Source organism: Lentzea xinjiangensis (assembly GCF_900110955.1).
In the GTDB taxonomy this organism is placed as follows: Bacteria; Actinomycetota; Actinomycetes; order Mycobacteriales; family Pseudonocardiaceae; genus Lentzea; species Lentzea xinjiangensis.
This window is the reverse complement of sequence record NZ_FOFR01000038.1, coordinates 1-25508: the sequence shown is the minus strand read 5'-3', so window position 1 is coordinate 25508 and position 25508 is coordinate 1. Positions and strand designations below refer to the sequence as shown.

At 72.1% G+C, this 25508-nt stretch carries 30 protein-coding genes; 14 read left to right on the top strand and 16 right to left on the bottom strand.

The window, feature by feature from the left end; translation table 11 throughout:
- The first annotated feature begins 31 nt into the window (after positions 1-31).
- A complete protein-coding gene (locus tag BMW88_RS39950; protein ID WP_245778384.1) occupies positions 32-919 on the top strand; it encodes a proteasome assembly chaperone family protein in 888 nt (295 codons plus the stop codon).
- Between the two features lie 9 nt (positions 920-928).
- The gene (locus BMW88_RS39945; RefSeq protein ID WP_089962189.1) at positions 929-1288 is read left to right on the top strand and encodes an MmcQ/YjbR family DNA-binding protein; all 360 of its coding nucleotides are present in this window, start codon (positions 929-931) and stop codon (positions 1286-1288) included.
- A 398-nt stretch (positions 1289-1686) separates the two neighbouring features.
- Here BMW88_RS39945 and budC read toward each other — a convergent pair whose 3' ends face one another.
- Both budC and BMW88_RS39935 read right to left on the bottom strand, forming a co-directional pair.
- Complete coding sequence (gene budC, locus BMW88_RS39940; protein WP_089962186.1) at positions 1687-2469, bottom strand: meso-2,3-butanediol dehydrogenase; 783 nt, start codon at positions 2467-2469, stop codon at positions 1687-1689.
- A 46-nt stretch (positions 2470-2515) separates the two neighbouring features.
- A complete protein-coding gene (locus tag BMW88_RS39935; RefSeq protein WP_089962182.1) occupies positions 2516-3337 on the bottom strand; it encodes an oxidoreductase in 822 nt (273 codons plus the stop codon).
- Positions 3338-3536: 199 nt separating this feature from the next.
- Between BMW88_RS39935 and BMW88_RS39930 the strand changes: the two genes are divergently transcribed.
- Positions 3537-3746: a hypothetical protein gene (locus BMW88_RS39930; protein WP_143116503.1), complete on the top strand. Its 210-nt coding sequence runs from the start codon at positions 3537-3539 to the stop codon at positions 3744-3746.
- Between the two features lie 316 nt (positions 3747-4062).
- A complete protein-coding gene (locus BMW88_RS39925; RefSeq protein WP_089962176.1) occupies positions 4063-4584 on the top strand; it encodes a YciI family protein in 522 nt (173 codons plus the stop codon).
- Between the two features lie 18 nt (positions 4585-4602).
- On the opposite strand, the gene BMW88_RS39920 is transcribed toward BMW88_RS39925, so the two are convergent.
- The 4 genes from BMW88_RS39920 to BMW88_RS39905 are packed head-to-tail and all read right to left on the bottom strand — an operon-like array spanning position 4603 to position 7454.
- Positions 4603-5058, bottom strand: coding sequence for a dihydrofolate reductase (locus BMW88_RS39920; RefSeq protein ID WP_089962172.1), 456 nt, complete (start codon positions 5056-5058; stop codon positions 4603-4605).
- Entirely contained in the window at positions 5055-5852 is a 798-nt protein-coding gene (locus BMW88_RS39915) for a thymidylate synthase (protein ID WP_089962168.1), read from the bottom strand. Before BMW88_RS39915 ends, BMW88_RS39920 begins: the two co-directional genes overlap by 4 nt.
- 51 nt (positions 5853-5903) lie before the next feature.
- Entirely contained in the window at positions 5904-6995 is a 1092-nt protein-coding gene (locus tag BMW88_RS39910) for an acyl-CoA dehydrogenase family protein (RefSeq protein ID WP_177221666.1), read from the bottom strand.
- 21 nt (positions 6996-7016) lie between these two features.
- Positions 7017-7454, bottom strand: a complete 438-nt coding sequence (locus BMW88_RS39905; RefSeq protein WP_089962161.1) for a MarR family winged helix-turn-helix transcriptional regulator — start codon at positions 7452-7454, stop codon at positions 7017-7019.
- An 83-nt stretch (positions 7455-7537) separates the two neighbouring features.
- Between BMW88_RS39905 and BMW88_RS39900 the strand changes: the two genes are divergently transcribed.
- Together BMW88_RS39900 and BMW88_RS39895 are read left to right on the top strand one after the other, a co-directional pair.
- Positions 7538-8302, top strand: a complete 765-nt coding sequence (locus BMW88_RS39900; RefSeq protein ID WP_089962159.1) for an SDR family NAD(P)-dependent oxidoreductase — start codon at positions 7538-7540, stop codon at positions 8300-8302.
- 53 nt (positions 8303-8355) lie between these two features.
- Complete coding sequence (locus BMW88_RS39895; RefSeq protein WP_089962215.1) at positions 8356-9141, top strand: aldo/keto reductase; 786 nt, start codon at positions 8356-8358, stop codon at positions 9139-9141.
- A gap of 76 nt (positions 9142-9217) precedes the next feature.
- On the opposite strand, the gene BMW88_RS39890 is transcribed toward BMW88_RS39895, so the two are convergent.
- Genes BMW88_RS39890 through BMW88_RS39880 form a run of 3 tightly spaced genes read right to left on the bottom strand, consistent with a single transcriptional unit; the run spans position 9218 to position 12248 of the window.
- Positions 9218-10558, bottom strand: a complete 1341-nt coding sequence (locus BMW88_RS39890; RefSeq protein WP_177221665.1) for an ABC transporter permease — start codon at positions 10556-10558, stop codon at positions 9218-9220.
- Positions 10558-11256 carry an ABC transporter ATP-binding protein gene (locus tag BMW88_RS39885; protein WP_089962153.1) on the bottom strand — a complete coding sequence of 233 codons (699 nt, stop codon included), beginning with the start codon at positions 11254-11256 and terminating at the stop codon, positions 10558-10560. Before BMW88_RS39885 ends, BMW88_RS39890 begins: the two co-directional genes overlap by 1 nt.
- Positions 11256-12248 carry an efflux RND transporter periplasmic adaptor subunit gene (locus BMW88_RS39880; RefSeq protein ID WP_089962149.1) on the bottom strand — a complete coding sequence of 331 codons (993 nt, stop codon included), beginning with the start codon at positions 12246-12248 and terminating at the stop codon, positions 11256-11258. The genes BMW88_RS39885 and BMW88_RS39880 overlap by 1 nt, the downstream gene beginning before the upstream one ends.
- A 138-nt stretch (positions 12249-12386) precedes the next feature.
- Between BMW88_RS39880 and BMW88_RS39875 the strand changes: the two genes are divergently transcribed.
- The 3 genes from BMW88_RS39875 (at position 12387) to BMW88_RS39870 (ending at position 13851) form a co-directional block, all read left to right on the top strand.
- The gene (locus BMW88_RS39875) at positions 12387-13181 is read left to right on the top strand and encodes an SDR family NAD(P)-dependent oxidoreductase (RefSeq protein ID WP_245778383.1); all 795 of its coding nucleotides are present in this window, start codon (positions 12387-12389) and stop codon (positions 13179-13181) included.
- 62 nt (positions 13182-13243) lie between these two features.
- Positions 13244-13378 carry a hypothetical protein gene (locus BMW88_RS44260; RefSeq protein ID WP_281249525.1) on the top strand — a complete coding sequence of 45 codons (135 nt, stop codon included), beginning with the start codon at positions 13244-13246 and terminating at the stop codon, positions 13376-13378.
- Positions 13375-13851 carry a DUF1360 domain-containing protein gene (locus BMW88_RS39870; RefSeq protein WP_245778382.1) on the top strand — a complete coding sequence of 159 codons (477 nt, stop codon included), beginning with the start codon at positions 13375-13377 and terminating at the stop codon, positions 13849-13851. The genes BMW88_RS44260 and BMW88_RS39870 overlap by 4 nt, the downstream gene beginning before the upstream one ends.
- Here BMW88_RS39870 and BMW88_RS39865 read toward each other — a convergent pair.
- Positions 13846-14433, bottom strand: coding sequence for a hypothetical protein (locus tag BMW88_RS39865; RefSeq protein ID WP_089962140.1), 588 nt, complete (start codon positions 14431-14433; stop codon positions 13846-13848). The two genes, BMW88_RS39870 and BMW88_RS39865, sit on opposite strands and share 6 nt — an antisense overlap.
- A 72-nt stretch (positions 14434-14505) precedes the next feature.
- On the opposite strand from BMW88_RS39865, the gene BMW88_RS39860 reads away from it, so the two are divergent.
- Together BMW88_RS39860 and BMW88_RS39855 are read left to right on the top strand one after the other, a co-directional pair.
- Positions 14506-15201, top strand: a complete 696-nt coding sequence (locus BMW88_RS39860; protein WP_089962212.1) for a HemK2/MTQ2 family protein methyltransferase — start codon at positions 14506-14508, stop codon at positions 15199-15201.
- Positions 15143-15343, top strand: a complete 201-nt coding sequence (locus tag BMW88_RS39855) for a CDGSH iron-sulfur domain-containing protein (protein WP_089962138.1) — start codon at positions 15143-15145, stop codon at positions 15341-15343. The genes BMW88_RS39860 and BMW88_RS39855 overlap by 59 nt, the downstream gene beginning before the upstream one ends.
- 42 nt (positions 15344-15385) lie before the next feature.
- Here the strand turns inward: BMW88_RS39855 and BMW88_RS39850 are convergent, their stop codons facing one another.
- Genes BMW88_RS39850 through BMW88_RS39840 form a run of 3 tightly spaced genes read right to left on the bottom strand, consistent with a single transcriptional unit; the run spans position 15386 to position 17754 of the window.
- Complete coding sequence (locus BMW88_RS39850; RefSeq protein WP_089962137.1) at positions 15386-16387, bottom strand: iron-containing redox enzyme family protein; 1002 nt, start codon at positions 16385-16387, stop codon at positions 15386-15388.
- Positions 16362-17348: a carboxylate-amine ligase gene (locus tag BMW88_RS39845; RefSeq protein WP_089962135.1), complete on the bottom strand. Its 987-nt coding sequence runs from the start codon at positions 17346-17348 to the stop codon at positions 16362-16364. Before BMW88_RS39845 ends, BMW88_RS39850 begins: the two co-directional genes overlap by 26 nt.
- Positions 17323-17754, bottom strand: a complete 432-nt coding sequence (locus tag BMW88_RS39840) for a DUF4383 domain-containing protein (RefSeq protein ID WP_089962133.1) — start codon at positions 17752-17754, stop codon at positions 17323-17325. Before BMW88_RS39840 ends, BMW88_RS39845 begins: the two co-directional genes overlap by 26 nt.
- Positions 17755-17841: 87 nt before the next feature.
- Here BMW88_RS39840 and BMW88_RS39835 point away from each other — a divergent pair, with 87 nt between their 5' ends.
- A complete protein-coding gene (locus BMW88_RS39835) occupies positions 17842-18240 on the top strand; it encodes a hypothetical protein (RefSeq protein WP_218148399.1) in 399 nt (132 codons plus the stop codon).
- On the opposite strand, the gene BMW88_RS39830 is transcribed toward BMW88_RS39835, so the two are convergent.
- The 3 genes from BMW88_RS39830 to BMW88_RS39820 form a co-directional block, all read right to left on the bottom strand.
- Positions 18189-21065, bottom strand: a complete 2877-nt coding sequence (locus BMW88_RS39830) for an ATP-binding protein (RefSeq protein ID WP_089962130.1) — start codon at positions 21063-21065, stop codon at positions 18189-18191. The genes BMW88_RS39835 and BMW88_RS39830 overlap by 52 nt on opposite strands.
- A 65-nt stretch (positions 21066-21130) precedes the next feature.
- The gene (locus BMW88_RS39825; protein WP_089962129.1) at positions 21131-21319 is read right to left on the bottom strand and encodes a hypothetical protein; all 189 of its coding nucleotides are present in this window, start codon (positions 21317-21319) and stop codon (positions 21131-21133) included.
- Complete coding sequence (locus BMW88_RS39820) at positions 21258-23924, bottom strand: type 2 lanthipeptide synthetase LanM family protein (RefSeq protein WP_245778380.1); 2667 nt, start codon at positions 23922-23924, stop codon at positions 21258-21260. Before BMW88_RS39820 ends, BMW88_RS39825 begins: the two co-directional genes overlap by 62 nt.
- A gap of 143 nt (positions 23925-24067) precedes the next feature.
- On the opposite strand from BMW88_RS39820, the gene BMW88_RS39815 reads away from it, so the two are divergent.
- On the top strand, positions 24068-25180 hold the full coding sequence (locus BMW88_RS39815) for a helix-turn-helix domain-containing protein (protein WP_177221664.1): 1113 nt from the start codon (positions 24068-24070) through the stop codon (positions 25178-25180).
- Positions 25181-25287: 107 nt separating this feature from the next.
- The coding region (locus BMW88_RS39810) for a transposase (protein ID WP_143116502.1) at positions 25288-25508 on the top strand (221 nt) is incomplete at its 3' end.

Here is a 25508-nt window from a genome sequence, read left to right as displayed (position 1 = left end):
GAGACAGGAACGATTGTTCAGGAGGCGTGCGGTGGACCCGGAGAACCTGTACGAGGTCGACTCGGAGGTGCCGGACCTGACAGGCGCGGTGCTGTTGCACCACTTCGAGGGCTTCATGGACGCCGGTGCCGCGGGCCGCCTGCTCGCCGAGCACCTGCTGGAGACCCTGGAGAGCCGTGTTGTCGCCCGCTTCGACGTCGACGGCCTGATCGACTACCGCTCGCGCCGGCCGCTGATGACCTACGCGACCGACCACTGGGAGGACTACGCCGCCCCCGAGCTGGTCGTGCACCTGCTCTGGGACAGCGCGGGCCACCCGTTCCTGCTGCTCACCGGACCCGAGCCGGACCGCGCCTGGGAAGCGTTCGTGCTCGCCGTGCGCGCGCTCATCGACCGCTGGGGCGTGCGTCTGACCGTGGGCTTCCACGGCATCCCGATGGGCGTGCCGCACACACGCCCGTTGAACGTCATCGGCCATGCCACGCGCCCGGAGCTCGTGTCGGAGTACCAGCCGTTCTTCAACCGCGTGCAGGTGCCGGGCAACGTGTCGGGCCTGCTCGAGTTCCGCCTGGGCCAGGCGGGCCACGACGCGGTGGGCTTCGCCGCCCAGGTGCCGCACTACCTCGCGCAGTCCCAGTACCCGACCGCGGCCGTCACCCTGCTGGACGCCGTCGCCCGCGCGACCGGCCTGGCGTTGCCGATCGGGTCGCTGCTCGACGCGGCCCAGGCGGCCGACGCCGAGATCCACCGCCAGGTCGCGGACTCCGAGGAGGTCGCGCAGGTGGTGGAGGCGCTCGAGCGGCAGTACGACGCCTTCATCCAGACTGTCGGCACCACCGACCTGCCCAGCGCGGACGAACTGGGTGCCGAGTTCGAACGGTTCCTGGCCGAGCAGCAGCGTCCGCCGGACCACCTGTAGGAGCACCCGATGGCCACCTGGGACGACGTGCGCAGGATCGCCACCTCCATGCCCGGCGTGACGGAGCGGGTGCGCGAGGGCGTCGTCGACTGGAGGGTCGAGGAGAGGCTCTTCGTCTGGGAACGGCCGCTGCGGGGGACCGACCTGGCCGCGCTGGGGGCGGCGGCACCGACCGGGCCGATCCTGGCCGCCAGGGTGCCGGACCTCGGGGCCAAGGAGGCGTTGCTGGCCTCCGACGGGTCGGTGTACTTCACGACGCCGCACTTCCAGGGCTATCCGGCGGTGCTGGTGCAGCTGGAGTGCATCGAGGTGGGCGAGTTGGAGGAGCTGATCGTGGAGGCTTGGCACGCACGGGCGCGGCGGCGGTAGCGGAGTTCACCTGCCACAACCGGGTGTTGCCGATCCGGTGGCCGGGTCGGTTCGCCGGTGGGTGCTGCGGCAGACCTGGCAATCGGCGGTCCCGGCACCGAGGTGTGGGGCAGGCCGGGACCGCCGGGGACAGGGGGTCAGCGGTCCGCGCGGTGGCGTCACGACTGCGATGGCGCCAACGCCTGGTCGCGAAGAAGCGGACCTGCCCGAAGCACCTGCCGCGGACCAGAACGCATGGCCGGCTTTCGGCACTTCACAGCGCATGTGCGGCGGACCACCCAGACCCGCTCGTCGCCCCGGTGGGCACGATGGTCGCGCTCACCGGCGCGACGTCCGGGTCCGGTCCCTCCGCGCCCGAGGCCGACCGCGATCAGCCGGCCCCAGGTCGTCCGCTCCGCTCACTTGCCCCATTCGGGGCCACCGTCGGTGCAGGTCTGCCCGCCGTCGACCGGAAGCGCGACACCGGTGATCCAGGCGGCCTCGTCGCTGGCCAGGAAGGCGATGGCGGAGGCCACCTCCTCCGGCTGCCCGGCCCGGCGCAGCGGGATGCGGTCCCAGGCGCGGTCGAGGAGGGCGTCGTCGGCCATGATCTCCTCCACCATGTCGGTCACGGTCAGACCGGGGCACACCACGTTGGCGCGGACTCCGTCGCGTCCGGCGTCGCAGGCCACCGATCGGGTCAGGTTGGCCACCGCGCCCTTGGCGGCGTTGTAAGCCGCGTGTGACCAGCCGCCGCCCAGCGAGGACACCGATCCGACGTTGACGACCGAGCCCTTCGTCTCGGCCAGGTGCGGCAGGGCGGCGCGGGTCGTGAAGAACACGCTGTCGACGTCCGCTCCGAAGCAGGCCCGCCAGTCCTCCTCCGAAGTCTGGGGCACACTGCCGACCAGGTTCATGCCCGCGGCGTTGACCAGGGTGTCCAGCCGCCCGAACCGCCGCACCGCTGCGGCCACGAGCGCCTCGCAGTCCTCACGCCGGGACACGTCGGCCACGTGCACCAGCACTCGATCGGCCGGCAACCGCGCGGCCACCTCCTCCAGTCGTTCCCGGCGCCGCCCGGAGATCACCACCGATGCTCCCTCGGCGGCGAAGCGCTCGGCGGTGGCGGCTCCGATGCCGGAACCGCCGCCGGTGACGATCACCACCTGTCCGTCGAACCGTCCGGTCGTGGTCGTGGTCATGGTTGCGCTCCTTTTGTCGTCGCAGATGTGGAACGGGAACGTGGGTTCACGCCGGGGCGTCGACGCCGCGCGCGGTGCTCTCCTGCGCGGTGAACTCCGCGCGCATCCGGTCGAGCTTGGCCAGGGCGGTGTCGTAGGCCTCGTTGCCCAGCAGCAAGCGCTGCGGCGGGGTCGGCGACTCGACCGCCCGCACCAGGGCCCGCGCGGCCAGCGCCGGGTCACCGGCCTGCTTGCCGATCGAGTCGCGGTAGGCCTGCCGGGCAGCTCCGGCGGTCGGGGCGTAGTCGTCGATGACCTCGGCGGGTTCCGCCGCGGAACCCGCCCACTCCGTGCGGAACGCGCTGGGCTCCACCGTCATCACCCCGATGCCCAGGGGAGCGACCTCCTTGCGCAGGGCATCGCTCAGTCCCTCCAGGGCGAACTTCGACGCGCAGTAGTGGCCGACGCTCTCGAAGCCCTCCAGGCCCCCGATCGAGGTCAGGTTCACGATCACGCCGGAGCGTCGGCGGCGCATCCCCGGCAGCACCGCGGTGATCACGTCGGCGGCGGCGAAGAAGTTGACGTCGAACATCCGCCGCACCGCGTCGGGCTCGCTCTCCTCCACCGCGGCGAAGTAGCCGGAACCGGCGTTGTTGACCAAGACGTCGATGCCGCCGAACTCCTCCTCCGCCCTTGCCACCGCGGACCGCACCTGTGCGGGGTTGGTCACGTCCAGTTCGAGGGGCAGGACCTCGCCCTGGGAGGCGAGGTCGGCGATCTTGGCGGTGTTGCGCGCGGTCGCGACGACCCGGTGCCCGGTGTCGAGCAGGTGCTCGGCGATGTGGCGACCGAATCCGGTGGAGCATCCGGTGATGAACCAGGTTGCCATGACGATTTCGTTCCCTCCAGCCGTTCCCGTGACGAGTGCTCGTCGCTGACAAATCCGAGTTTGTCGAGGTGGCGAAGCTGGAAAAAGGTCACGGACTTCCTGGGAACGACGCACCCAGGCAACTGGCCGAGACGCGCACCGGGCGCGTTCCGGGAGTGTGGTCCGGTCGTGGTCGCCGGTGGCGCCGGGGGTGCGCCAAGTGCCCTGGCCCGTCGCCTTCCTGCCCTCCTCGCCCGGCCGAACCTGGCCGGGCGAGGAGGGCAAGATCACCGTCATCCACGTCCGCACGGGCTTCCGGAAGCACAAGCACGCCGGGCGCAACGCCGGGGCCGGCAAGACCGTCGCCGCGCGCCCGCGCACTCCACCGACAGCGGCGCCCAGAGGGCACCATGACCGCGGAGCCGGGTGAGCCTGCAACCCACGCCGCGAAGTGGCATAACGCGTTGCGGGTACTTCTTCCACCTTCCACCGGAACCGCCTCGGAATCCCGGCCACCAGCCAGAGCATCCCGGCCCGCGCGGCGACCAACGCACTGGTTCCCGCGATCTGAACGAGACTCATGCGGCAAGAAAGTCCACACTGGACATCCAGCCACCGGTCGGCTGCCCCTGACAGCGCTCGCACCACGCATCCAGTGTTGTGTGATCGCTCGCTGTTGCTGCTAGCCTCGCGATCATGACTTCCCGTTGTTCAGATGACTACGGGATCAGCCCCGGGTTCGGGTGATGGAGTTCTTCTGCTACCACCGCGACCGGCCCGGCTCGCTGCCGGTGCGCGAGCGACTCGCCGAGGAGCACTGGTCCTACATGGACCGGTTCGAGCTCATCGCCCGTGGTCCCACCTTCTCCGGCGGCGTGGTCACCGGCAGCGTGCACGTCGTGGTCGTGGCGGACGCCGCGGCGGCGAGGGCGTTCGCGTTCGAGGAGCCGATCCACCAGGCCGGTGGCTACCGGGACGTGCTGGTGCGCCGGTGGCGCAACGTGCTCGGCCGGACGATGTGGGACTTCCCCGGCGGCCGCGAGGGCGGCGGCCGGCTGGTCCTCGGGTTCGGCTCGGGTGAGCCCGCCGACCTCGTGCCGCGCCACCCCGGCGAGCTGATCGCGTACGGGCCGTTGCTGTCCGACGACGGCACGGCATGGCTCGGCACGGCGGCGCTGGTCAGGTCGGCCGACCCGCGCGCGGTGCTGACCGCCGGCCGGTACGACGCCGTCGAGGTGCACGACTGGGAGTTCGGCGGCCGCCGCTGACCGGCCCCCGGCACACCGTCAGTAGCTGACGAACCGGTAGTGCAGGCCGCTGCCGGACTCCTGCCACTCACCCACGCTGACCGGCTCGCGGTCGACCGGCGGCGCGTAGGTGTCCCCCTCGAAGCTCTCGCGGATCTCGGTCACCTCGACGCGGTCCGCGAGCGGCAGCGTCGCCGCGTAGACCGCCGAGCCGCCGATCACCCACAGGTCGCCGGTGACGTCCGCGAGCGCCTCCGCCAGCGAGGAGAACGTCTCGGCGCCTTCCTGCGGCGTGCGCGAGAGCACCAGGTTGCGGCGGCCCGGCAGCGGGCGGAACCGCGGCGGCAGCGACTCCCACGTGCGGCGGCCCATCAGGACGGCCGAGCCCGCGGTGATCTCCCGGAAGTGCTTCAGGTCCTCGGGCACGTGCCACGGCATCGTGCCGTCGCGGCCGATCACGCCGTTCGGGGCCTGCGCCCAGATCAGGCCGATCACACCGCCACCGGCGCCTTGATGCCGGGGTGCGGGTCGTAGCCGACGATCGTGAAGTCCTCGTAGGAGTAGTCGAACAGCGACGCGGCGGGAGCCAGCTCCAGCTCGGGGAACTCCCTGGCCTCGCGGCTGAGCTGCAGCTCGACCTGCTCGACGTGGTTGTCGTAGACGTGGCAGTCGCCGCCGGTCCAGATGAAGTCGCCGACGCCGAGACCGGTCTGCGCGGCGATCATGTGCGTCAGCAGGGCGTAGGAGGCGATGTTGAACGGCACGCCGAGGAACAGGTCCGCGCTGCGCTGGTAGAGCTGGCACGACAGCTTGCCGTCGGCCACGTAGAACTGGAAGAAGGCGTGGCACGGCGGCAGTGCCATCTGGGCGATCTCACCGACGTTCCAGGCGGAGACGATGATCCGCCGCGAGTCCGGGTTCTCCCGCAGCGTGCGCAGGACCTCGGCGATCTGGTCGACGTGCCCGCCGTCCGGGGTGGGCCACGACCGCCACTGCACGCCGTACACCGGGCCGAGCTCGCCCTCGGGCGAGGCCCACTCGTCCCAGATGGACACGCCGTGCTCCTGCAGCCAGCGCACGTTGGAGTCGCCGCGCAGGAACCACAGCAGCTCGTAGGCGATCGACCTGAAGTGCACCTTCTTGGTCGTGATCAGCGGAAAACCCGCGGCGAGCGGGTAGCGCAGCTGGTGGCCGAAGATCGACCGCGTGCCGGTGCCGGTGCGGTCTTGCTTGCGCACGCCCTCCTTCATGACGTGGCGGAGCAGGTCTTCGTACTGCGTGTCGGGCATGGACGCACACTAGCTCCACCGGACCGCGGCGCCGAGCCGAGCCCTGCCCGTTCAGAACCTGCGCAGGTCCGGCTCCAGGCCCAGCTTCAGCATCGAGTACGTCTCGAACAGGCGCCGCGACACGACCGTGTGCTGGGCGGCCACGTGCGCGTCGCGCAGGCAGCGCTGCAACGCCGACGACTCGAACACCGAGGTGCCGCCTCCCGCCGCGAACGCGGCGCGCGTCACGTCCGCCGCCTCGCCCGCCGCGAAGGAGCAGGCCAGTCGCAGCCGTGCCTTCGCGGGGTCGGGCGTGGGGGAGCCGGTCATCGCGAAGTCCCAGGCCGTGCCCAACGCCTCGTGCAGGAACGCCGCCGCCGCCGACAGGCGTGCCTCCGCCAGCGCGATCTCGGCCTGCACGCCGGTCTGCTCGGCGAGCCGGGCCGTGGCGTACTGCGGGGTCTTCTCCATGGCCAGCGCCTCGATCTCGTCGAGGGCGCGGCGGGCTGTGCCGAGGGTCACGCAGGCGACGCCGACGGCCAGGAGGCCGAAGAACGGGAACACCGTGATCGGGCCCTCGATGCCGGGAGTGCAGCCGATCGGCCACACGGTCCGGCGGGACGGCAGGTAGGCGTCCGCGACGGAGAACTCGTGCGAGCCGGTGGCGCGCAGACCGGCCGAGTGCCAGGTGTCGTGGATCGTCACGTCCGAGCGCGGGTACACGGCCAGACGTGGGCCCTCGGGCGTGGAAGTGCCGCCGATGACCCAGGAGGAGTGCGGGACGGCGCTGCCCCAGCCCCAACGGCCGTTGACGCGGTATCCGCCCTCGGCCGCGACGGCCTTCCCCAGCGGCGCGGCGGTGCCCGCGATCACCGCGCGCGGGTCGCCGAACACCTCGTCGGCGGCGTCCACCGGCAGGTACCAGGCCAGCGACGACGAGATGGTGGTCGTCATCGCGGTCCAGCCGGCCGAGGCGTCGGACCGCGAGAGCTCCTGGACCTCGCGGCTCCACTCGGGCAGCGCGAGCTCGGCGCCGCCGTAGCGCTTCGGGGCGATCATCCGGTGCACGCCGTGGTCGACGAGCGCGGTCAGCACCGGTTCGGTGAGAGCGCGCTGCTGCTCGGCCAACGGCGCCTCGGCGCGGATCAGAGCGTGGAGATCCATGCGCGCGATCATGCCAGCGCGTCAGAGCTTGGCGAGCGCCTCAACGAGTGGCTTCAGCTCCGGTGTCTCCGCGGCTTCTTCGAGCGACGCGGACAGCACCTCGTCGTGCGTCGGGCGGGCGAGCGCGAGCAGCGCGTGGCCCTTCTCGGTGACCTCGGTGTAGATGCCGCGCCGGTCGGTGGGGCAGAGGTAGCGCGACAGCAGGCCGCGGTCCTCGAGGCGGGTCACGAGACGGGTCGTGGCGGACTGGCTGAGCACCACGGCGTTGGAGAGCTGGTTCATCCGGAGGTGGAAGCCGTCCTGACGGTTGAGCACGTCGAGAACGGTGTACTCGCTGACTGACAGGTCGTGGGCCTTTTGCAGTGCTCTCTCCAGACGGTCCTCGATGCGCGCATGGAGCGCCGCGAGCGTGCGCCAGCCCTGCGCGCGCGCCTGGACGGCGTCGTCGTCCAGTGACATAGGTCAACCCTTCTCGAATAGACAGCGTGTGCAACTATTGCGTACGCTTGTAATCGTCTTCAGCAAGTCTACCGGGGAGAGACATGGATCTGTCAGGACGCACGGCACTCGTGACGGGCTCCACGGCGGGCATCGGCTTCGCCACCGCGGAGAGCCTGCTCAAGGCGGGCGCCGCTGTCGTCGTGAGCGGTCGCAGCGAGGAGCGCGTGGCCGAGGCGGTCGGCAAGCTCGGCGGCAGCGGCGACGTGCGCGGTGTGGCCGCGGACATCGCCACCGCGCAGGGCGTCGCCGACCTGGTCGCCCGGGTGCCCGACGTCGACGTGCTGGTCAACAACCTCGGGATCTACGGCGCGAAGCCGGTGTTCGAGATCGACGACGCCGAGTGGCAGCGGTTCTTCGACACCAACGTCATGTCCGGCGTCCGGCTCGCCCGGCACTACACGCCGCGCATGGTCGAGCGGGGCTGGGGCCGGGTGATCTTCGTGAGCAGCGAGTCGTCCGTGTTCACGCCCACCGAGATGGTCCATTACGGCATGACGAAGACCGCGCAGCTCGCCATCTCCCGCGGCATGGCCCAGGAGGTGAAGGGCACCGGCGTCACGGTCAACTCGGTGCTGCCCGGTCCCACGCTCACGCCGGGCGTGGAGGAGTTCATCCGCGACCGCGTCGGCGAGGGCGGCGAGGCGGAGTTCGTCCGCACCGAACGCCCGACGCTGCTGCTGGGCCGCCTGATCCGCCCGCACGAGGTCGCGAACCTCATCACCTACGTGGCGTCGGACCTGTCGTCCGCGACCACCGGAGCCGCGTTGCGCGTCGACGGCGGCACCGCTCCGACGATCATCCCCTGAGAACCGGTAAGGAAATCGTTGTGAACACTGTCCAGCTCAACAACGGCATCACCATGCCCCAGCTCGGTTTCGGCGTCTGGCAGGTGCCCGACGCCGAGGCCACGCCCGCCGTCGCGGAGGCGCTGGCGGCCGGTTACCGCAGCATCGACACCGCGGCCGCCTACGGCAACGAGAGCGGGGTCGGCGCTGCCATCGCGCAGTCCGATGTGGACCGTTCCGACGTCTTCGTCACCACCAAGCTCTGGAACGACGACCACGGCTACGACAGCACGCTGCGCGCGTTCGACGAGTCGATGCGCAAGCTCGGCCTCGACGTGCTCGACCTCTACCTCATCCACTGGCCGAGGCCCGCCCGCGGGCTGTACGTCGACACGTGGAAGGCGTTCGTGGAGCTGCAGAAGGAGGGCCGCATCCGCGCGATCGGCGTCTCCAACTTCCAGCCGGCGCACCTGCGCGAGCTGATCGACGAGACCGGCGTCGTGCCGGCGGTCAACCAGGTCGAGCTGCACCCGTACCTCCAGCAGGCGGAGCTGCGCGCGTTCCACGCCGAGCACGGCATCCGGACCGAGGCGTGGTCGCCGCTCGGCCAAGGCGGCGAGCTGCTGGGCGACCCGGTGGTCACCGAGATCGCCGCGCGGCACGGCCGGTCGGCCGCGCAGGTCGTGCTGCGCTGGCACCTGCAGATCGGCAACATCGTGATCCCGAAGTCCGTGACGCCGTCCCGCATCCGGGAAAACATCGCGGTGTTCGACTTCGAGCTCTCCGGCGAGGAGCTGGCCGCGCTGTCCACCCTGGACCGCGGTGGCCGCATCGGCCCGAACCCGGACACGCTCAACTGAATTCGGGAAGTACGAAGCCCCGGTCCGCTCTTTCGCGGTCCGGGGCTTCGCCGGCAACGGGCCTCGCCTCCTGTGATCAGGCCCGCATGACTGTGGCGATCGGGATCCGCGCCGCCCTGACCGCCGGGATGAGCCCACCCAGCACACCGGCCACGAGACCCGCGATCACACCGGCGACCCCCGCCTCCCAGGGGAAGGCGGTGCCCTGCAACGACGGGAAGCGGCTGCCGAACATCGCCAGCGCGATCTGCAGCCCCGCGGCGCCCGCGCCGATCGCCAGGGCGGCCGTCAGCAGGCCCGTCAGCAACGTCTCGGCGAGCACGATGCCCGCGAGCAGCATCCGGGACATGCCCACCGCGCGGCGCAGGGCGAACTCCTCGACGCGCTCGCCGACCGTGGCGAGACCGACGTTGAGGATGCCCGCGACCCCGATCAGCAACACCAGGAACGCCATGCCGAGGAAGATCAGCCGCAGGATCCTCAGCTCGGATTCCATGCGCTCCTTGGAGTTCACCGTGTTGAAGTGCAGCTGGTCCTGTGACAGGCCCGCGCCGACGAGCTTGGCCTTCAGCAGCTGCTGGAGGTCGGCCGAACCGGGCTGCAGGTAGACCTCGAGCTGGGTACCGCCGCTGCCGCCGCGGAACCTGCCGATGTCGCTGGAGCCGGTCTCGGCCGCCGCGGGCATCCACGTGCGCAGCTCGTCCAGGCGCAGGTAAACCCGCGGCGTGGAGGAGCCGTCCTGCACAACGCCGATGATCTGCGGTGACACGTGGTGCGACGCACCCTCGATCATCATCTCGCCGGGCACGCGGTACCGGTCGAGCCCCTTCGCGGCCTCCTCGTTCAGCACGATCCTGGGCGCGAGCGACGGCGCCGTCGCGAAGTCGAGCCACGAACCCGACACCGGGCGGAACGGCTTGAACCGCCGGATGTCGCCGGTCAGCGCGACCATGTTGACCTCGATGGCCTGGCCGTCCGGCTTCTTCTCGGGCGCCTTCTGCTCGTGGCAGACGCCGCTCGCGTCGCAGAACGTCATCGAACCGTTGTAGTCGCCGCGCTGGCCCGCGTACTCGAACGGCATGCCGCCCTCGTTGATCGGGCGCACACCCGGCTCGCCGATCACCGCCTGTGAGCTGATCATCGCGACCGCGTCGGCGCGGCCCTTCAGCGTGCTCTCGACGATCGCCGGCGCGCCCTTCTCGCCGGGGATGTAGCCCATCATGGTGCCGTCCTTGCCGGCTTGGAGCTCGACGTCGGTGAGCATCGCGCGTTCGGCGATCTCGGAGCCCGCCTGGACGGCCACGATCGCGAGCACGCCGAGGAACAGTGACACCATCGACAGGAACGTGCGCAGCTTGCGGGCGCGGATGCCCTGTCCGCCGATCACCAGGGCGGACCGCAACTTGCCGGAGAACATCAGTTGAACCGCCCGTCGCGCAGCTCCAGCACGCGGCCCATCTTGCGCGCGTGGTCGTGGTCGTGCGTCACCAGCACGAGGCCGCAGCCCCGCTTGGTCGTGTTCAGCAGCACCTCGATGACGAGGTTGCCCGTCTCGGTGTCCAGCGCGCCCGTCGGCTCGTCGGCGAGGATGATCCGCGGCTGCCGGACGAGCGCGCGGGCGATGGCGACGCGCTGCTGCTCGCCGCCGGAGAGCCGCGACGGCCTGGACTTCGCGAGGTGCGCGATGCCGACCTGCTCCAGCGCCTCCATCACCTGCTGCCTGCGCTTGCGCCGCGCCGACCAGCCCTGGCCGTTCACCAGCGCCATCGCCACGTTCTGCGCCGCGGTGAGGTGCTTGAGCAGGAAGAAGCGCTGGAACACGAACCCGAACTCGGCGCTGCGCAACGCCGCGGCCCTGCGTTCGGGCAGCCTCGTGATGTCGTTGCCGTGCAGGGAGTACTGGCCCCCGTCGGCGCGGTCGAAGAGCCCGATGAGGCTCAGCAGCGTCGACTTGCCGGAGCCGGACCGGCCGAGGATCGCCACGCTCTGTCCTGAGTGGACAGTGAGGTCCACGCCGGACAGGATGGTGCGCGGTTCCTCTTGTCCCTTGAGCACTTTGGTGATGCCGTTGAGCTGGAGCAGCGGTGCCGCGACGGTGACCTGGGGCTGCGTCATCACGGTCCCGTCGGCTTGCTCTGGTCGCCGCCCTGCTGCGGTTCCGGCAGGTTCGGGCCGGGCACGGCGAGCTCCTCGTCGCCGGTGAGACCCGACTTGACCTCGATGACCTTGCCGTCGGTGAGGCCCAGCACCACGTCGAGGGTGCGGCGAGAACCGTCGGGTTGCAGCACGTCGACCTTGCCCCTGCCCTGCTGGCCCGCGACGGCCTCGACCGGCACCACCAGCGCCTGCGCGGCCTTGCCCGTGGTGACCTCGATCGACGCGGTCGCGCCGTTGATCATCTGCACGTCCGCGGGCGCGGTGCACACGATCCGCAGGCCCGTCGGGGAGCTCGGCTGCTGCGGTTGCTGCGGCTGCTCCGGTGCCTTGGGCTGCTGCGGCTGGCCGGAGGGCTGCGTCTTGGTGTCCGGCGTGGCGGGCGGCTTCTCCGGGACGGTGCCCTGCGGCAGTGCGGCGATCGTGCCCAGCACGGTGCACGGGAACGGGCCGGGGCCGTTCTTGATCTGCGCCGTCACGTCGGTGAGCGCACCGCTGATCTTGTACGCCTGGGCACCGTCGACGTCGCCCACCAGCGCGTACCCGACGTGCTTGGCCGACGCGATGGGCATGCCCGCGGTCACGGTGGCCTTGTCGTCGACGAGCCTGCCGCCGAACGTGGACCCCGCCGGGGCCTCCACGTAGTTCGGCGCGCCGTCCTTCCACACCGTGGCGACCCTGGTGGCCTTGGTCGGCGTGCCGCCGGTGGTCTGGACGTCGAAGTACCGCACCTGCCCCGCCACCGGCGCGACGAGCCCGAACGTCGGGTTCATCTCGACCTTGCCCGCGATGCCGAGCTTGGTGGTCAGGTCCTGCCTGGTCGGCTTGACCTTCGTCATCGTCGTGCCGCGCGGCGCCAGCTCCGGGTTGGCCTGGTCCGGACCTGACGGACTGCACGCTCCCACGGCGACCGTGACCAGCGCGCACAGCGGCGCGAGAACAGTTTTGCGCACGAACGTCCCCCATGTCGTTTCGACCAACCTATCGATAAGGACACCCGACACCAGGGGGAGGTTGCATCGGACTTTCGGCCGATGTCGCATCGACCTGGTGGCCACGGGTATCCCGGGGCGGACCGGAAGGAGAATTCTGTGAATGCGCTTGCCGTGGTGACCGGTGCGTCCAGTGGAATCGGTTACGAACTGGCGAAAGTCCTCGCCGACAACGCCTTCGACGTCGTCGTCGTGGCCGAGGACGAGAGGATCGACGACGCGGCCGCCCAGATCGGCCTGCGCAGCGGTGGCGTGCACGTGGAACCGGTGCGCGCCGACCTGCGCGGCTACGAGGGCGTGGAGGCGCTCGTAGCCCGTCTGCGCGCGATGGGCCGCCCCGTCGACGTGCTCGCGGTGAACGCGGGCGTCGGCGTCGGCGGTGACTTCGTGCGCGACACCTCCCTCGACGACAACCTGGAGATCATCGACCTGAACGTGCGCTCCGCCGTGCACCTCACCCACCGGCTGCTCGGTGACATGGTGGACCGCAAGCAGGGCAAGGTGCTGTTCACGTCGTCGATCGCCGCGACCGCGCCGGGCCCGTTCCACTCCGTCTACGCGGCCTCGAAGGCGTTCCTGGCGTCGTTCGGCCAGAGCCTGCGCGAGGAGCTGCGCGACACCGGCGTCACCGTCACCACCCTGATGCCCGGCCCGACCGACACGGAGTTCTTCGACCGCGCGGGCATGCAGGACACGAAGGTCGCGACGGGGGACAAGGACGACCCGGAGAAGGTCGCGTTGCAGGGCTTCGAGGCGCTGATGAAGGGGGACGACCACGTGGTGGCCGCCTCGCTGAAGAACAAGGTCCAGGCCGTCGCCGGAAGGGTCGCGCCGGACCCCGTGAAGGCGAAGATGATGCGCACGATGACAGAACCGGGTTCAGCGGAGCCGTGACGGGTACTCGCGCCCCATGAGTCGACCCAACCCAGAAACACCTCTCCGGCCTGAACCACCCCGTGACCAGGCGGCAGCTACCGGGCAAGGCGCGGGAGAAGAGGGCCGGCGAGGACGTGCCGGCGGCGTCGGAGAAGCCGGCGGCACGCGACCACAACGGCACGGACGCCGTCAGCTCGGAGGTTTCGAACGCGTGAAGCGGATTCAGCAGGCGTACGGGGAAGGCCGGCCGCTGCCCGGCTACCTCGTCGCCATCACCAGCTACGCGGTTCTGGCCGGCGCGGCCGCGGTGGCCGGGCGCCTCACGGGCGTCCGGCTGCCGGACCGGTTCTCGCTCGCCGACACCGCGCTCGTCGGCGTGGCGACGCACAAGGCGAGCCGGCTGCTCACCAAGGAGGCGGTGACGAGCCCGTTGCGGGCGCCGTTCACCCGCTACGAGGAACCGGCTGGCCACGCGGAGCTCAAGGAGTCCCCCCGCAAGGACACCCCGGCGCACCACGCGATCGGCGAGCTGCTCACGTGCCCGTTCTGCGCCGGCGTCTGGATCGCGAGCGGGCTCACCGCGGGTCTGGTGTTCGCGCCGCGGGTCACCAGGCTCGTGGCGACGGCGCTGACGGCCGTCGCCACGTCCGACGCGCTGAACCTGGTCTACGACAAGCTGAAGTCATGATGCCTGGCGGCCGCGCCTGCTGCCCCTGTACGCCTTCGCGCGCACCGAGGCGAGCCAGCGCGGCGCCAGCTCCATCCCGTCCGGCAGGGTGAGCACCGGGTCGAACGCCACCGGTTCCGCCGCCGGCTCCTCGGGGTGCAGCGTCACCTCGGCGACCCGGCGCCAGCCGGCGTCCTTGCCGGACGCGTGGAGGGTGAACCTCGTCGGCGGCTCGCCCTCGCCGGGAACGGCCATGAACCACACCAGCTCGCCGCGGTAGCGGTAGGGCGCGAGCGTGCCGAGCCGGGCGTCGCGCCAGCGCCGCACGAACTTCGGCAGGAACCGCGTCACCGCGGTGGTCCCGGTGGTCGACAGCAGCAGGTCCCAGTCACCCCGCGCGGTGGGGATGCGCAGGGCCAAGCCGAGCACGTCCGGCAGGCCGGGCCCGGTACCGGCGCCTTTGGACAGTCGCGCGGTCACGGTGGCCTTCGCGGGGAACGGGTCCGCGGCCCCGGTCAGCTCGCCGGTCACCTGGACGCCGCGGGGGTGGAACGCGCGATCGTGCCGCGCCCTCGCGAGCAGGCGGAAGACAGTGGTCAGCACATCCTCGTGTACCCGCGCGAACCAGCCGGAAACACGGTGTTTCAAGGTCTTCCGCCAGGGGATTCTCCGGTGGTGAGGCTGCTCAGAGCACCAGGCGTGTACTCGCCGCAAGACGACACCGAACTTCTGGTCGAAGCCATGCAGGCGGCGACGATTCCGACAGGCGCACGGGTGCTGGACATCGGCACGGGAACCGGGGCGCTGGCCATCGCGGCGATGCGGGCGGGGGCCGCCGAGGTGACTGGAGTGGACGTCTCACGGCGTGCCGTGTGGACCGCTCGGATCAACGCGGCGTTGCAGGGGTTGCCGCTGCGGGTCCGGCAGGGCGACGCGCTCGAGGTCATCGCCGGTGAGCGCTTCGACCTGGTGCTCGCCAACCCGCCGTACGTGCCCGCAGCCAACCCCTGCGCCGCTCGCGGGCCGGCCAGGGCGTGGGACGCGGGACTGGACGGTCGTCAGTTGCTGGACCCGTTGTGCGCCAGGATGTTCGACCTCCTGACGCCTGGCGGCGTGCTGCTGATGGTCCACTCGGCCCTGTGCGGAGTGGACACCACGTTGCGGCAGTTGAGGGACAACGGCCTGAAGGCGGCGATCGTGCAGCGCCGGTGGATCCCGTTCGGGCCCGTCATGAACGGCAGGATCGACTTTCTGGAGCGGCACGGCCTCATCGAGCCCGGCCAGCGGCAAGAGGAACTGGTGGTGATCCGGGGTGACCGGCCAGAACGCGCGCAGGGTGACGGTGGTGCCGAACGGGCCGGTGCTCGTTGAGGGCCCGGTCGAGCTCGTCACCGAGGACGGCGTGACGCACACCAGCGACCGGTTCGTGGTCGCGGTGTGCGCCTGTCGTCGGAGCAAGCGCTACCCGTTCTGCGACACGAGCCACCGCAAGCGCGTGCGCACCGACGGCTGACACGAGCGGGCCACGACCACCGCGGTGGTCGTGGCCCGCTCGTCATGCCAGGGGACTGAGCAGCGACGAGCGCCCCGCCCGCCAGGACGTCAGCAGGTGGTCGGCGAGCCGCGCCTCCAGCAGTTCCGTGGCCTGGATGCCGAACACCACGTCGGCCCTGAGCTCGGGCTCGTCCTCCAGCAGCGACCCGATGACGTCCCGCCGCATGATCTGCTCGTGTACGGCGTCGGCCTCGATGTGCTCGGTGAAGAACTCCACGCACCGCGGGTCGGCGCCCATCCGATCCAGCGCCTGCGCCATGCGCTGGGCGCTCGGGGCCGTGGTGATCTCGGCCGCGGCGAAGTGGCCGACCAGGGCGCCGCGCAGCGACCGGTGCAGGCCGAACAGCGACATCATGTTGACGATCGTGATCGCCGGCGCGGGCACGTCGTCGAGGTAGTGCAGGTAGTCCGGCGACATCCCGGCGCCGTCGAGCAGGTCGGCGTAGAGGCGCGAGTGCATCCGGTCGGCCCTGCCGCCGCCGAACTCGTCGAACTCGACGGCGACCAGCGCCGCCTTCGCCCGGCCGCGCAGCCGCGGGATGACCCACGCGTGCGGGTCGGCCTCCTTGTGGTGGTACACCGACCTGTGCGCGAAGTACTCGCGCATCTCCTCCCAGGTCCCGTCGTCGCGCAGGTGGTGGGACACGCCGCTGCCGGGGACGTGCTCCACCAGCAGCGCGTCCAGCGCGCCGTCGAGGTCGTCCCCGCCCTCCACCTCGGACCGCAGCGCGCCGAGGAAGGCGTTCTCCACCTGGGCGCGGAGCTTGAGCAGGTCCGGGTCCCACTCCCAGGCGGGGTCGACGCCGTCGAAACCGCCGTAGTGCAGCTCGTACATCGTGTGCAGGGCGATGGCCGCGTCCTCGCCCAGCGGGTGGGAGGCGGCGAACGGCAGCGGCCGGCCGCCGGGTTCGCGGCTCAGTGCGTCGATCACGGTCTCGGACAGCGAACCGCGCGGTGAGGGAAGCTTCACCACGGGGTCATACCCGCCGTTCGACCAGGTCATGCACGAGTGTGAGCTCGCCGCGCTCGGCCAGGGCGGGTGTCACGTGCTCGACCAGCTCCTCCAGCAACGCGGTGGCGGGCACCCGGCACTCACGCCACGGGTCCACCCCGGCGCCGTCCAGGCCGTACCGCGACGCCGCCCAGACGGCCGCCGCGCACACGTCGTCGCGCACCGGGCGTGATTGCACCCCGCGGCACGCCGTGTGCACCAGCGCACGCGACAGGGCGGCCTGCAGCATCGCGTCCTCGACGGTCGCGGCCGCGTCCGCCACCCGGAACTCCACGGTCGGCAGCTTCGGTGACAGGCGGGCGAGCCAGAACGACTGGGCGCCGTCCACGAGCGTCCCGCACGCGACCATCCGCGCCACGTGGGCGTCGTAGTCCGCGGCGCCGGTGAACACCGGTGGCACCCCGGAGCCGGGGAAGCGGGACTGCTCGACCATCCGCCAGCTCGCGTAGCCGTTGTCCGGCGAGTTCGCCGACACCGCGAGCAGCGTCGGCAGCCACGGCCGCACGTGGTTCAGGACGCGGACCCCGGTCTCGCGGTCCGGCACGCCGACGTGGACGTGGCACCCGCAGGCCTCGTAGTGCTCGACGACGCCCGCGTAGGTGTCGAGGACGCGCCGGAACCGCGGGTTGTCGTGCGTGACGATCGGCTGCTTCGACGGTTTCGGCGCCGTGCCGCGGGAGAGCAGCCCGAGCCCGGCCTCGGCGGCGGCCTTGGCGAGCGTCGCGCGGGCCTCCCGCAGGGCCTCGCCGAGGGCGGTGATGGACGTGCAGGGGCCGGTCGCGGCCTCCACCTGCGTTCCGGCGAGCTCCGCGTGGAACTGCGTGAGCTCGGTGTCCTCCAGGCGCGCCAGCACGGCCTCCGCCCGGACCGAGGTCCGGCCGGAAGCCGTGTCGACGAGCAGGAACTCTTCTTCTACGCCGACCGTGTCAGCGCACTGCGGCGCGTTTGCCAAGCAGAACTCCCAGTCCGATCATGCCGAGGCCGAGGAAGAAGTGCAGCCAGTCGTCCGCGGTGTTGAGCGGCACGAAGTTGGCACCGCTCATCTTGTCGATCACGAGACCGTACAGCCACAGCACGAGGTAGATCGCGCCGCCGCCGATCAGGTACGCCCGTGCGCCCGCCGCCGTGCGCGCCATGAGGAAGCCGGCGACGCCGAACAGCAGGTGCACGATGTTGTGCAGGATCGACACGTGGAATATGCCCAGCAGCATGGCGCCCGACTCGTGACCCGCGAAGGTGATCGTGTCGAACCCCGTGGTGATGCCGGGGATGAAGCCGAGCACACCGACCAGCGCGAACACCGCTCCCACGGCGAGAGCGGCCTGCTGGACCTTGGTGCGAGTGCGTGTGTCCGCCATGTGGTCACCTCGTTCTCTCCGAACTTGGTCACCAGCCGACTACCCGGCGACGGTAGGCGCAAACTCCGCCGGGGTATTCGAGGCGGCATGGACGACAAGACGACCGAAGCGCTCGGCAAGCTCAGCAAGGCGCTGGAGACCACCGAACGGGCCCGCGGCCACCTCTACGAGTTCCACCAGCTCACCGGCACGGCCGACCTCATGCTCGACGAGGTGATCTCGCTGCTGCGCGAGGCGGGCCACCACGAGCACGCTGACCGGGTGCAACGGGAGCTGCTCGGCCGCAACGTGCTGCCGGGCAAGTGGACGTTCGAGATCGTCGAGCAGTACGACGACACGTACTACGACGTGTTCCGCGACGTCGAACGTGCCGCGCGCACCGATCTGGCCGGCGGCAGGCGGCACGAGCTGGAGGCGCGGATGAAGCGCGAGCGTCAGCGGCTCAGCGCGGCGGCGTACGCGGACAGGGACTCGCGGTCGGGCTGACCCGTCTTGGCGATCAGCGAGGCCACGTGCTTCTCGACCGTGCGCGGGGAGATGTGCAGCCGGGTGCCGATGGCCTTGTTGCCCATGCGGTCGGCGAGCAGCACGAACACCTCGAACTCGCGGACCGTCACGCCGTGCCCGCGAAGCTGCCGGGGCACCTGGTCGGTGCCGCTGCGGCGCTGCTGCACGGGTGCCCCGGCCTGCCTGAGCAGGCCGCGGCACGCGGACGCCACCGCGGGGATCCCGGACCGGTGGAAGTGCTCCTCCGCCGCGCGCAGCCAGCCCACCGGATCGCCCCACCCGGCGGCTTCCGGCGCGACGAGCCGCAGGCCGAGGTGCCGGGCCATCGGGTACGGCGCCGCGGCCTCCTGCGAGCGCGCGAACGCCTCCCGCGCCTCCTCGTGGCGGTGGTCGCGGCCGAGCAGGACGGCGTGCGCGAGCTCGGCGAACTGCCGGTTCCACCGCATGCCGGCGGGGCAGCTCGCCGCGACCGCGCGGTAGCCGGCCCAGCCGAGGCGGCCGTCGAGCACGCCGAGCAGCACCCGCAGGCCGTGCGTGCCGGAGAGGTGGAACGTGGTGGGGTTCTGCGACTCGAGTGCCTCGGCCCGGTCGAGCTCCCCCGTCGCCAGCCCGCGGTTCTCCTCGAGCAGGGCGCAGAACGCCCGCGCGAGCCCGTAGCAGAGCGGGAACTCCTGCGCGCCCCTCTTCGCGACCGACTCGAAGCCGGCGATGGCGTCATCGGTCCCCGCGCGGTCGCCGCGGTGCGCGGCCAGCGTCGCCTTCACCATCAGCAGGTAGCGGGTGAGCGCGTGGAACCGCAGCCGCGCGGCGGCCCGCAGGCAGTTCTCGACCTGCTCGGCGGCCGTCCGGTACTCGCCGGTGAGCACCGACTGCAGCGCGAGGATGGCGTCCACGTTGTGCGCCACCGTGACGGCGCCCGCCCGGCACGCCTCGGCGTGGGTGCGGTCCAGCGCGGCGGTGCTGCCGTGCGCGAGCCAGTCGTTGCCCGCCAGGCGCACCAGCGCGTAGATGTGCTGGATCGGCATCCGGTGCGTGTCCGCGAGCGTGCGGGCCCTGTCGAAGCACGCGTTCGCCTCGTCGAGGTCCTGTTCGCGCGCGATGATCCCGAGCAGCTGCCACGCCTCGCACGCCACCAGCGGCAGCCCCGCCCGGTCCGCGGCGAGCGCGGCCTGCCTCGCGAGGCGCGCCGCCGAGGAGATCCGGTCGGCGCTCGGGATGTTCAGCGCGAGGTAGGCGGAGTTGACGTCGAGCTGCGCGGTGAGCTCGTCCGGCGCGTCCTGGCCGAGCAGCGTGCGGGCGATCCGCACCTGTTCCACGCCTTCGGCGAACCGCCCGGCGAGGTAGGCCACCCTGGACAGTCGCGTGTGGAGCTTCGCGCGGCGCGGGCCGTCCAGGCCGTGCAGGCCCGACACGTCCAGGGCGAAGGCCCGTTCGAACTCGCCGGTCTCCGCCAGCGCGGGCAGCAACGCGTCGAGGACGTCGGCGCGCTCGGCCACCTCGTCCTCCAGCAGGCCCTGCGCGCGGTCGAGCAGCGCGACGGCCGACCCCGCCGCCCCACCGGCCAGAGCCCGGCTGCCCGCCTGCGCGAACAACCTGCCCGCCTGGACGCGCGCTCCGGCGTCGAAGCGCAGCTTCGCGACGAGCGGGCACCAGTCGCCGGGCAGGCCGGGGTGCAGCTCCTCGACCGCGTCGGCGGTGCGCAGGGACAGCTCGGCGCGGCCGGCCGGGGTGAGCTGGGCGAGCAGCGCGTCCGCGGTGAGCGGGTGGCGGAAGGCGTACCAGTCGGGGGCGGGCTCGTCGGGCGTGACGAGCTGCGCGGCGACACCGGCGTGCAGGTGGCTCAGCAGCCGCCGGTCGTCGGTGCCGGTCACCTTCTGCACCACCGAGAGCGGGAACCGGTGCCCGAGCACCGCCGCGACGGACAGCACCTCCCGGCCCTGCGGCCCCAGCCGGTCGGTGCGGTGCGCGACGCTGCGCACGAACGCCGCCGGCACCGGCAGCTTGAGCTCGCCGAGGACCTCCCAGCCCCGCGCCCCGGCCACCAGCAGCCCGCTGCTCACCACGCCGTGCAGCAGTTCCTCGATGACGAACGGGTTGCCGGCGCTGTCGGTCCACAGGCGATCGGTCAGCTCGGCCGGGACCAGTGCGCTTTCCAGGCACGCGGCCGTCATCTGCCCGACCTCGTCCTGCGTGAGCCTGCGCAGCTCCACCAGGGTGCCGGAGCCCCGCTGCACGATCCGGTGCACGAGCTCCAGCGCGTGGCCGGGCTCGCTGCGGATCGTGGCGAGCAGCAGGACCGGCTGGTCCTCCAGGTTGTCCGCCAGGTACTCGATGACCGCGAGCGTCTCGGCGTCGGCCTCGTGCAGGTCTTCGAGGACGAGCAGGCACGGTGTCTTCCGCGCGACGGAGGCGAGCAGCCGCAGCACCGCCTCGGCCAGCACCACGACCGACTCCGTCGTGGACCGGTGGTCGTGCCACTCCGGGATCAGGGTGCCCAGCACCGGTTTGTACGGGCCGAGCGCGGTGTCGTCCGGCGGATCGCCGCGGAACAGGCCCAGGAGCGCCTCGGCGATGGGGCGGAACGGCACCATCGGGCCGATCGTCGTGCCGCGGCCCTTGAGCACCCGCATGCCGTGGTCGTAGGCGTGTCCCGCCGCGTAGCGCGCGAGCCGGGACTTGCCGATGCCGGCCTCACCGGTCAGGAAGACGGCTCCGCCCCGGGACTCGCGCGCGTGCTCGAGTGCCCCCGTGATGGCCGCGACCTCCCGGTCGCGGCCGACCACGTGGGGCGCTCGGGTCTGCATGTCTGGACCCTAACGGTCCGGCCGTGATCTCCGTATCGTCTGCCAGGCGTATTCGGGCCGAGGTGTCAGTGGTCGCTGACGGTCGTGTCCGACAGGGCGGGGGTGAGCGGTGCCAGCGCGCTCACCGCGAGCGTCAGCCCCATCAGGGCGCGTGCCCGTGCGCCCGCGAGGACCTTCGGGGCGAGCTCCATCTCACCGATCGCGTGCTCGGCCGGCTCCGGCCGGTCGGCGGGACGGCGCAGGGACTCGTTCATCGGATGTACTCCTCTGTGGTGGGGAAGGGTGCAACTGCAGGACCGACGGCAGCGGAAACCCTTGGCGCAGCAGGCCGTGCCCGATGCCGGACAGGCCTGTGAGCAGACCGGGCGAGGGAACACCGCCCGGTGTGGCGCAGCGCGGGCCGTGGTCGTCGAGGGCGCCCAGCACCAGCGCCGTGCGGCGGGCGGCGGCACCGGGGTGGTGGGCGGCCAGCGCCTCGACGACGCCCAGCTCGCCGTGGCAGAGGCTCATGTCCCGCAACGGTTCCCTGGCCGCGAGCAGACCGGCCAGGCGCTCGTCCGCACGGGCGAGCACGACGCCCGCGAGACCCGAGCACCACCCGATGTCGGCCGGGTCGGTGGTGGCGTCCTCCAGGTAGGCCTCCGCCACCGTCGCGGACGCCTCGTCGCCCACCGCCGCCGCGTACCTCCGCAGCGCCCACCCGATGCCGGCCCGGCCGCGGGCGAAACCGCCGGCCGGGCTGAAGGCGCCGCGCAGGACCGCCGCGTAGTGGCCCGCCAGCGCGAGGGCCTCGGGCGTGCCCACGGCGAGCATCGCGGCCAGCGATCCGGCGACGCCGTCCACGACGCTCGTCGACGCGTCCTCGCGTGGCATCAGCGCCACCGCCGACGCGAGCAGCGAGGGGTCGAGGCCGAGCAGCGGCGTGAGGCGCGCCAGCCCGTAGCAGAGGCCGCCCAGGCCGTGGAACCCGCCACCGGCGGCCGCGGCCAGCTCCGGTTCCGCCGCGAGCACCTCCAGCAGCGCGGGCAGCGGCCGCACGGCGTCGCAGGCGAACTCGACGTACCGGGCGGCTCCGGTCAGCGCCCCCAGCTCCGCCAGGAACAGCGCCACCCCCGTGTAGCCGGTGGACAGACCGGCGCCGAGCGGCTGCACCGTCCAGTGCCGGTCGTCGACGAGCTCGAGCCCGAGCCAGTTGACGCGGTTCCTGCCGGTGACGGCGTGCGCGAGGATCTGGTCGGCGATCCCGCACGCGGCGACCAGCAGCCGGGCCGGGTCGGGGTCCACCGCGGCCACGTGGCCCGGCGGCGACGCGCTGGAGCGGTGCGACACGGGACGCGGCCGCGACGCCAGCAGCGCGGTGATCACCCACTGCTGGTCGTGCCGGTCGACCTCGTTCATCGCCGCGATCTTGCGTTCGACGGCGTCCAGCCCGGACTCCGGCAGCATCCCCGGCAGCCGGAGCCCGGACGCGGTCCACAGGTCGCGCGACCCCGGCCGGCACGTGAACAGCGGCACGTCCCCGCGCCACAGGTCGGAGACCTCGAACGGCACCAGCCGGTCGAGCAGCGGATCGTCGGTCACCAGCACGCCGAACGCCAGGTCGCGGTCCAGCGCGTCGACGAGGACGGACGGATGCGTCGACTCGTCGAGCAGACGCGCGTACTGCCGCGTCGCGCGCGCGATGAACCGCACTTCGTCGTCGGCACAGCTCCTGACCAGCCGCAGCAGCTCGTCCCGATGAGTCACGATGGCGTCATAGCCCGCGCGGAACCCGGCCAGCAGCGAGTCCTGGTAGTCGGCGGGCTCGGCGGCGACGGCGCCGAGCACCGGCCGGTTGCGCGCGCCCGGCGACTTTCGCGGGCGCCGGACCAGCCGCATCCGGTCGGTCCCCGGCTCGGCCCAGCCGACCGCGTCCAACGGCGACAGCACGCCCCGGTCCCCGCCGACCCCGGACACGTCCGCGGCACCGTTGTCGCCCACCAGCACGTGGGGGAGCAGTGCCGTGCGGTGCACCGACCTGACCAGCGCGAGGGCGGCGGGATCGGTGTCCGGCGTCAGTGTCGGGTGGAACAGCGTCTCGACGTCCACGAGCACCGGCTGGTCACCGCACGCGATGAGGTTCTCGTAGTGCATGTCCGTGCCGTCGACCGCGTAGAGCAGCGCGAGCAGCGCGCCCAGCCGGCGGTAGAACCGGGCGACCCCGGCCACGTCCGCGCACGGCTCGTGCTCGACGTGCTCGAGCCACCCGTACCCGTCCCCGGCGAGCAGGCGCGGCGTCCGGAGAGCGATTCCAGTACGCGTGGAAAGCCAGGTGAGCTGTGCGGTGAACCGGACGTGCAGCTCGACCGGCCGGGGCCGGTAGACCAGCTTGCGCCCGGAGGCGAAGGTCAGGACCGCCACCGTCCGCCCCTGCCGGTGCGGATCACCCATGCCGGTGCGCACGGCCACGAGCGCGCCGGGATCGTTGCCGCCGAAGAGGACCCGGACGATCTCCGCCCGGTCGCGCGCGTACCGCGACGACAGCTCGTGGTGCGCGGCGACGGCCTGGTCGCACGCCTGCCGGAGCAACCGCGCCAGCACCGGGTAGCGGCGCAGGAGCGCCTCCAGGTCCAGCGTTCGCGTGAACTCGGCGAACCGCTCGGCACTGGTGGGCGCTTGCAGGCTCCCACGCGCGTTGTGCAGCTCCAGCACGAGCGTGCGCGCCGCGATGGCGACCAGCCGCCTGCCGAGCTGCTCGGCGAACGCCGCGTCGAACGGCGCGCCGACCTCGGCGCGGGCGGCGTCGGTCAACGGCCGCAGGGCGTGGGCGAAGGCAGCTGTCCAGCTCTCGCCGGTGCTGGTCTCGGCCGCGGAGGTCACGCCGGAGAACTTGGCACGTGCCCCCGGCGCGGCACATGGGGACGAACCCCCCAGATTTGCGGGCGGAGGTGAATATGGGGGACCGCACCCCATGTTCCGCGGTCCGTCCGCCCCGAGACTGGGAACACGAGGAGGGGACGGGCATGAGGGAGTTCGGGGAACTGCTGCGCACGCACCGCGTCCAGGCGGGCCTGACCCAGCAACAGCTGGCCGACTTCGCGATGGTGAGCGTGCGGGCCATCCGCGACCTGGAATGCGGCCGCACCCGCACACCCCGCGCCGAGACGGTGCGCCTGCTCGCGGACGGTCTGCGGCTGGACGACAGCAGCCGCGCCGACCTCGCGCGGGCCGGTGGGCGCTCGGCGGCCAAGGCGGGCGTTGCCCCGCCGGCACCGGCGGCGCCGATCGTGGGCAGGGAGGCGGAGACGGCGGCGCTGGTGGCGTTGCTGGTGGCCGGGCTGGCCGAGGGACACCGCCCGGACGATGCGCTGTTCCTGGCCGGCGACCGGCCCGCGGCCCGCGGCTCCCGGCTGGTCACCATCACGGGCGTCAGCGGCGTCGGCAAGACCCGTCTCGCCCTCGAGGCGGCGGGTGAGCTGCACTTCCGGCACGGCTGGTCCGTGCTGTGGCACCCGGCGTCGTTCCCGCCGGTCGACGACGACCAGGACACCGTCCTCGTCACAGGCCGGTACCCCGACCCGCGCCTGCTCGCCACCCACCCGCGCCTGCGGGTGCTGGTGACCGCGCTGGCACCGACGGGACTGCCGGGTGAGCACGTGTTCCCGCTGACCGGGCTCCCCGACGACGCGGCGGTGCGGTTGCTCCTCAGCCACGTGCACCGGGTGCGGCCGGCGTTCAGGGAGGAACCGGCGAACCGGGCCGCGCTGACCGGCCTCGTCCAGGAGCTGGACGGACTGCCGTCGGCGCTGGAGTTCGCCGCGGGCTGGTTCATGGTCTACTCGCCGCAGCACCTGCTGGAACGGCTGCGCTCCAACCCGGTGGACCCGACCTCGGCCCACCTGCGCGACGCCATCCGCCGTTCGCTGTCCACATTGGACGACGAGGAGGAGCGGTGCAGGCTCCTGGACGCCGTCGAGCACGAGTGCCGCGGGAACCCGCACGAGCTGAGCGTCCGCGGCCTGGTCCGCCGTGCGGGGGACCGGTACGAGGTGCTCAACCTCGTGCGCGCGGCGGTGCTGGAACCGGTGTCAGGGCCGCACCTCGCCGGAGGCGTGGCCCTGACGTGGCCCTGCTAGCCCGTGTTTCAAAGGTGAGGTGATCGGCGGCGTGTCGGTGCCGGAACGTGGCGAGGTCTCCGGTAAGTGGGTTAGCGACCAAGCAAACCTGCAGTACCGGAGACCTCGTGGCCAGCGTAGCGGCAGCGGGGCGGGCCGACCTGACCGACGCGCAGTGGGCTGTGTTGCAGCCGCTGCTGCCCGTCGGCGCCAAGCCGGGCCGCCCACCGAAGTGGAGCAAAAGGCAGTTGATCGACGGCATCCGATGGCGGGTGCGCGTCGGTGCCCCGTGGCGCGACATCCCGCCCGACTACGGTCCCTGGCAGACCGTGTACGGGTTGTTCCGCCG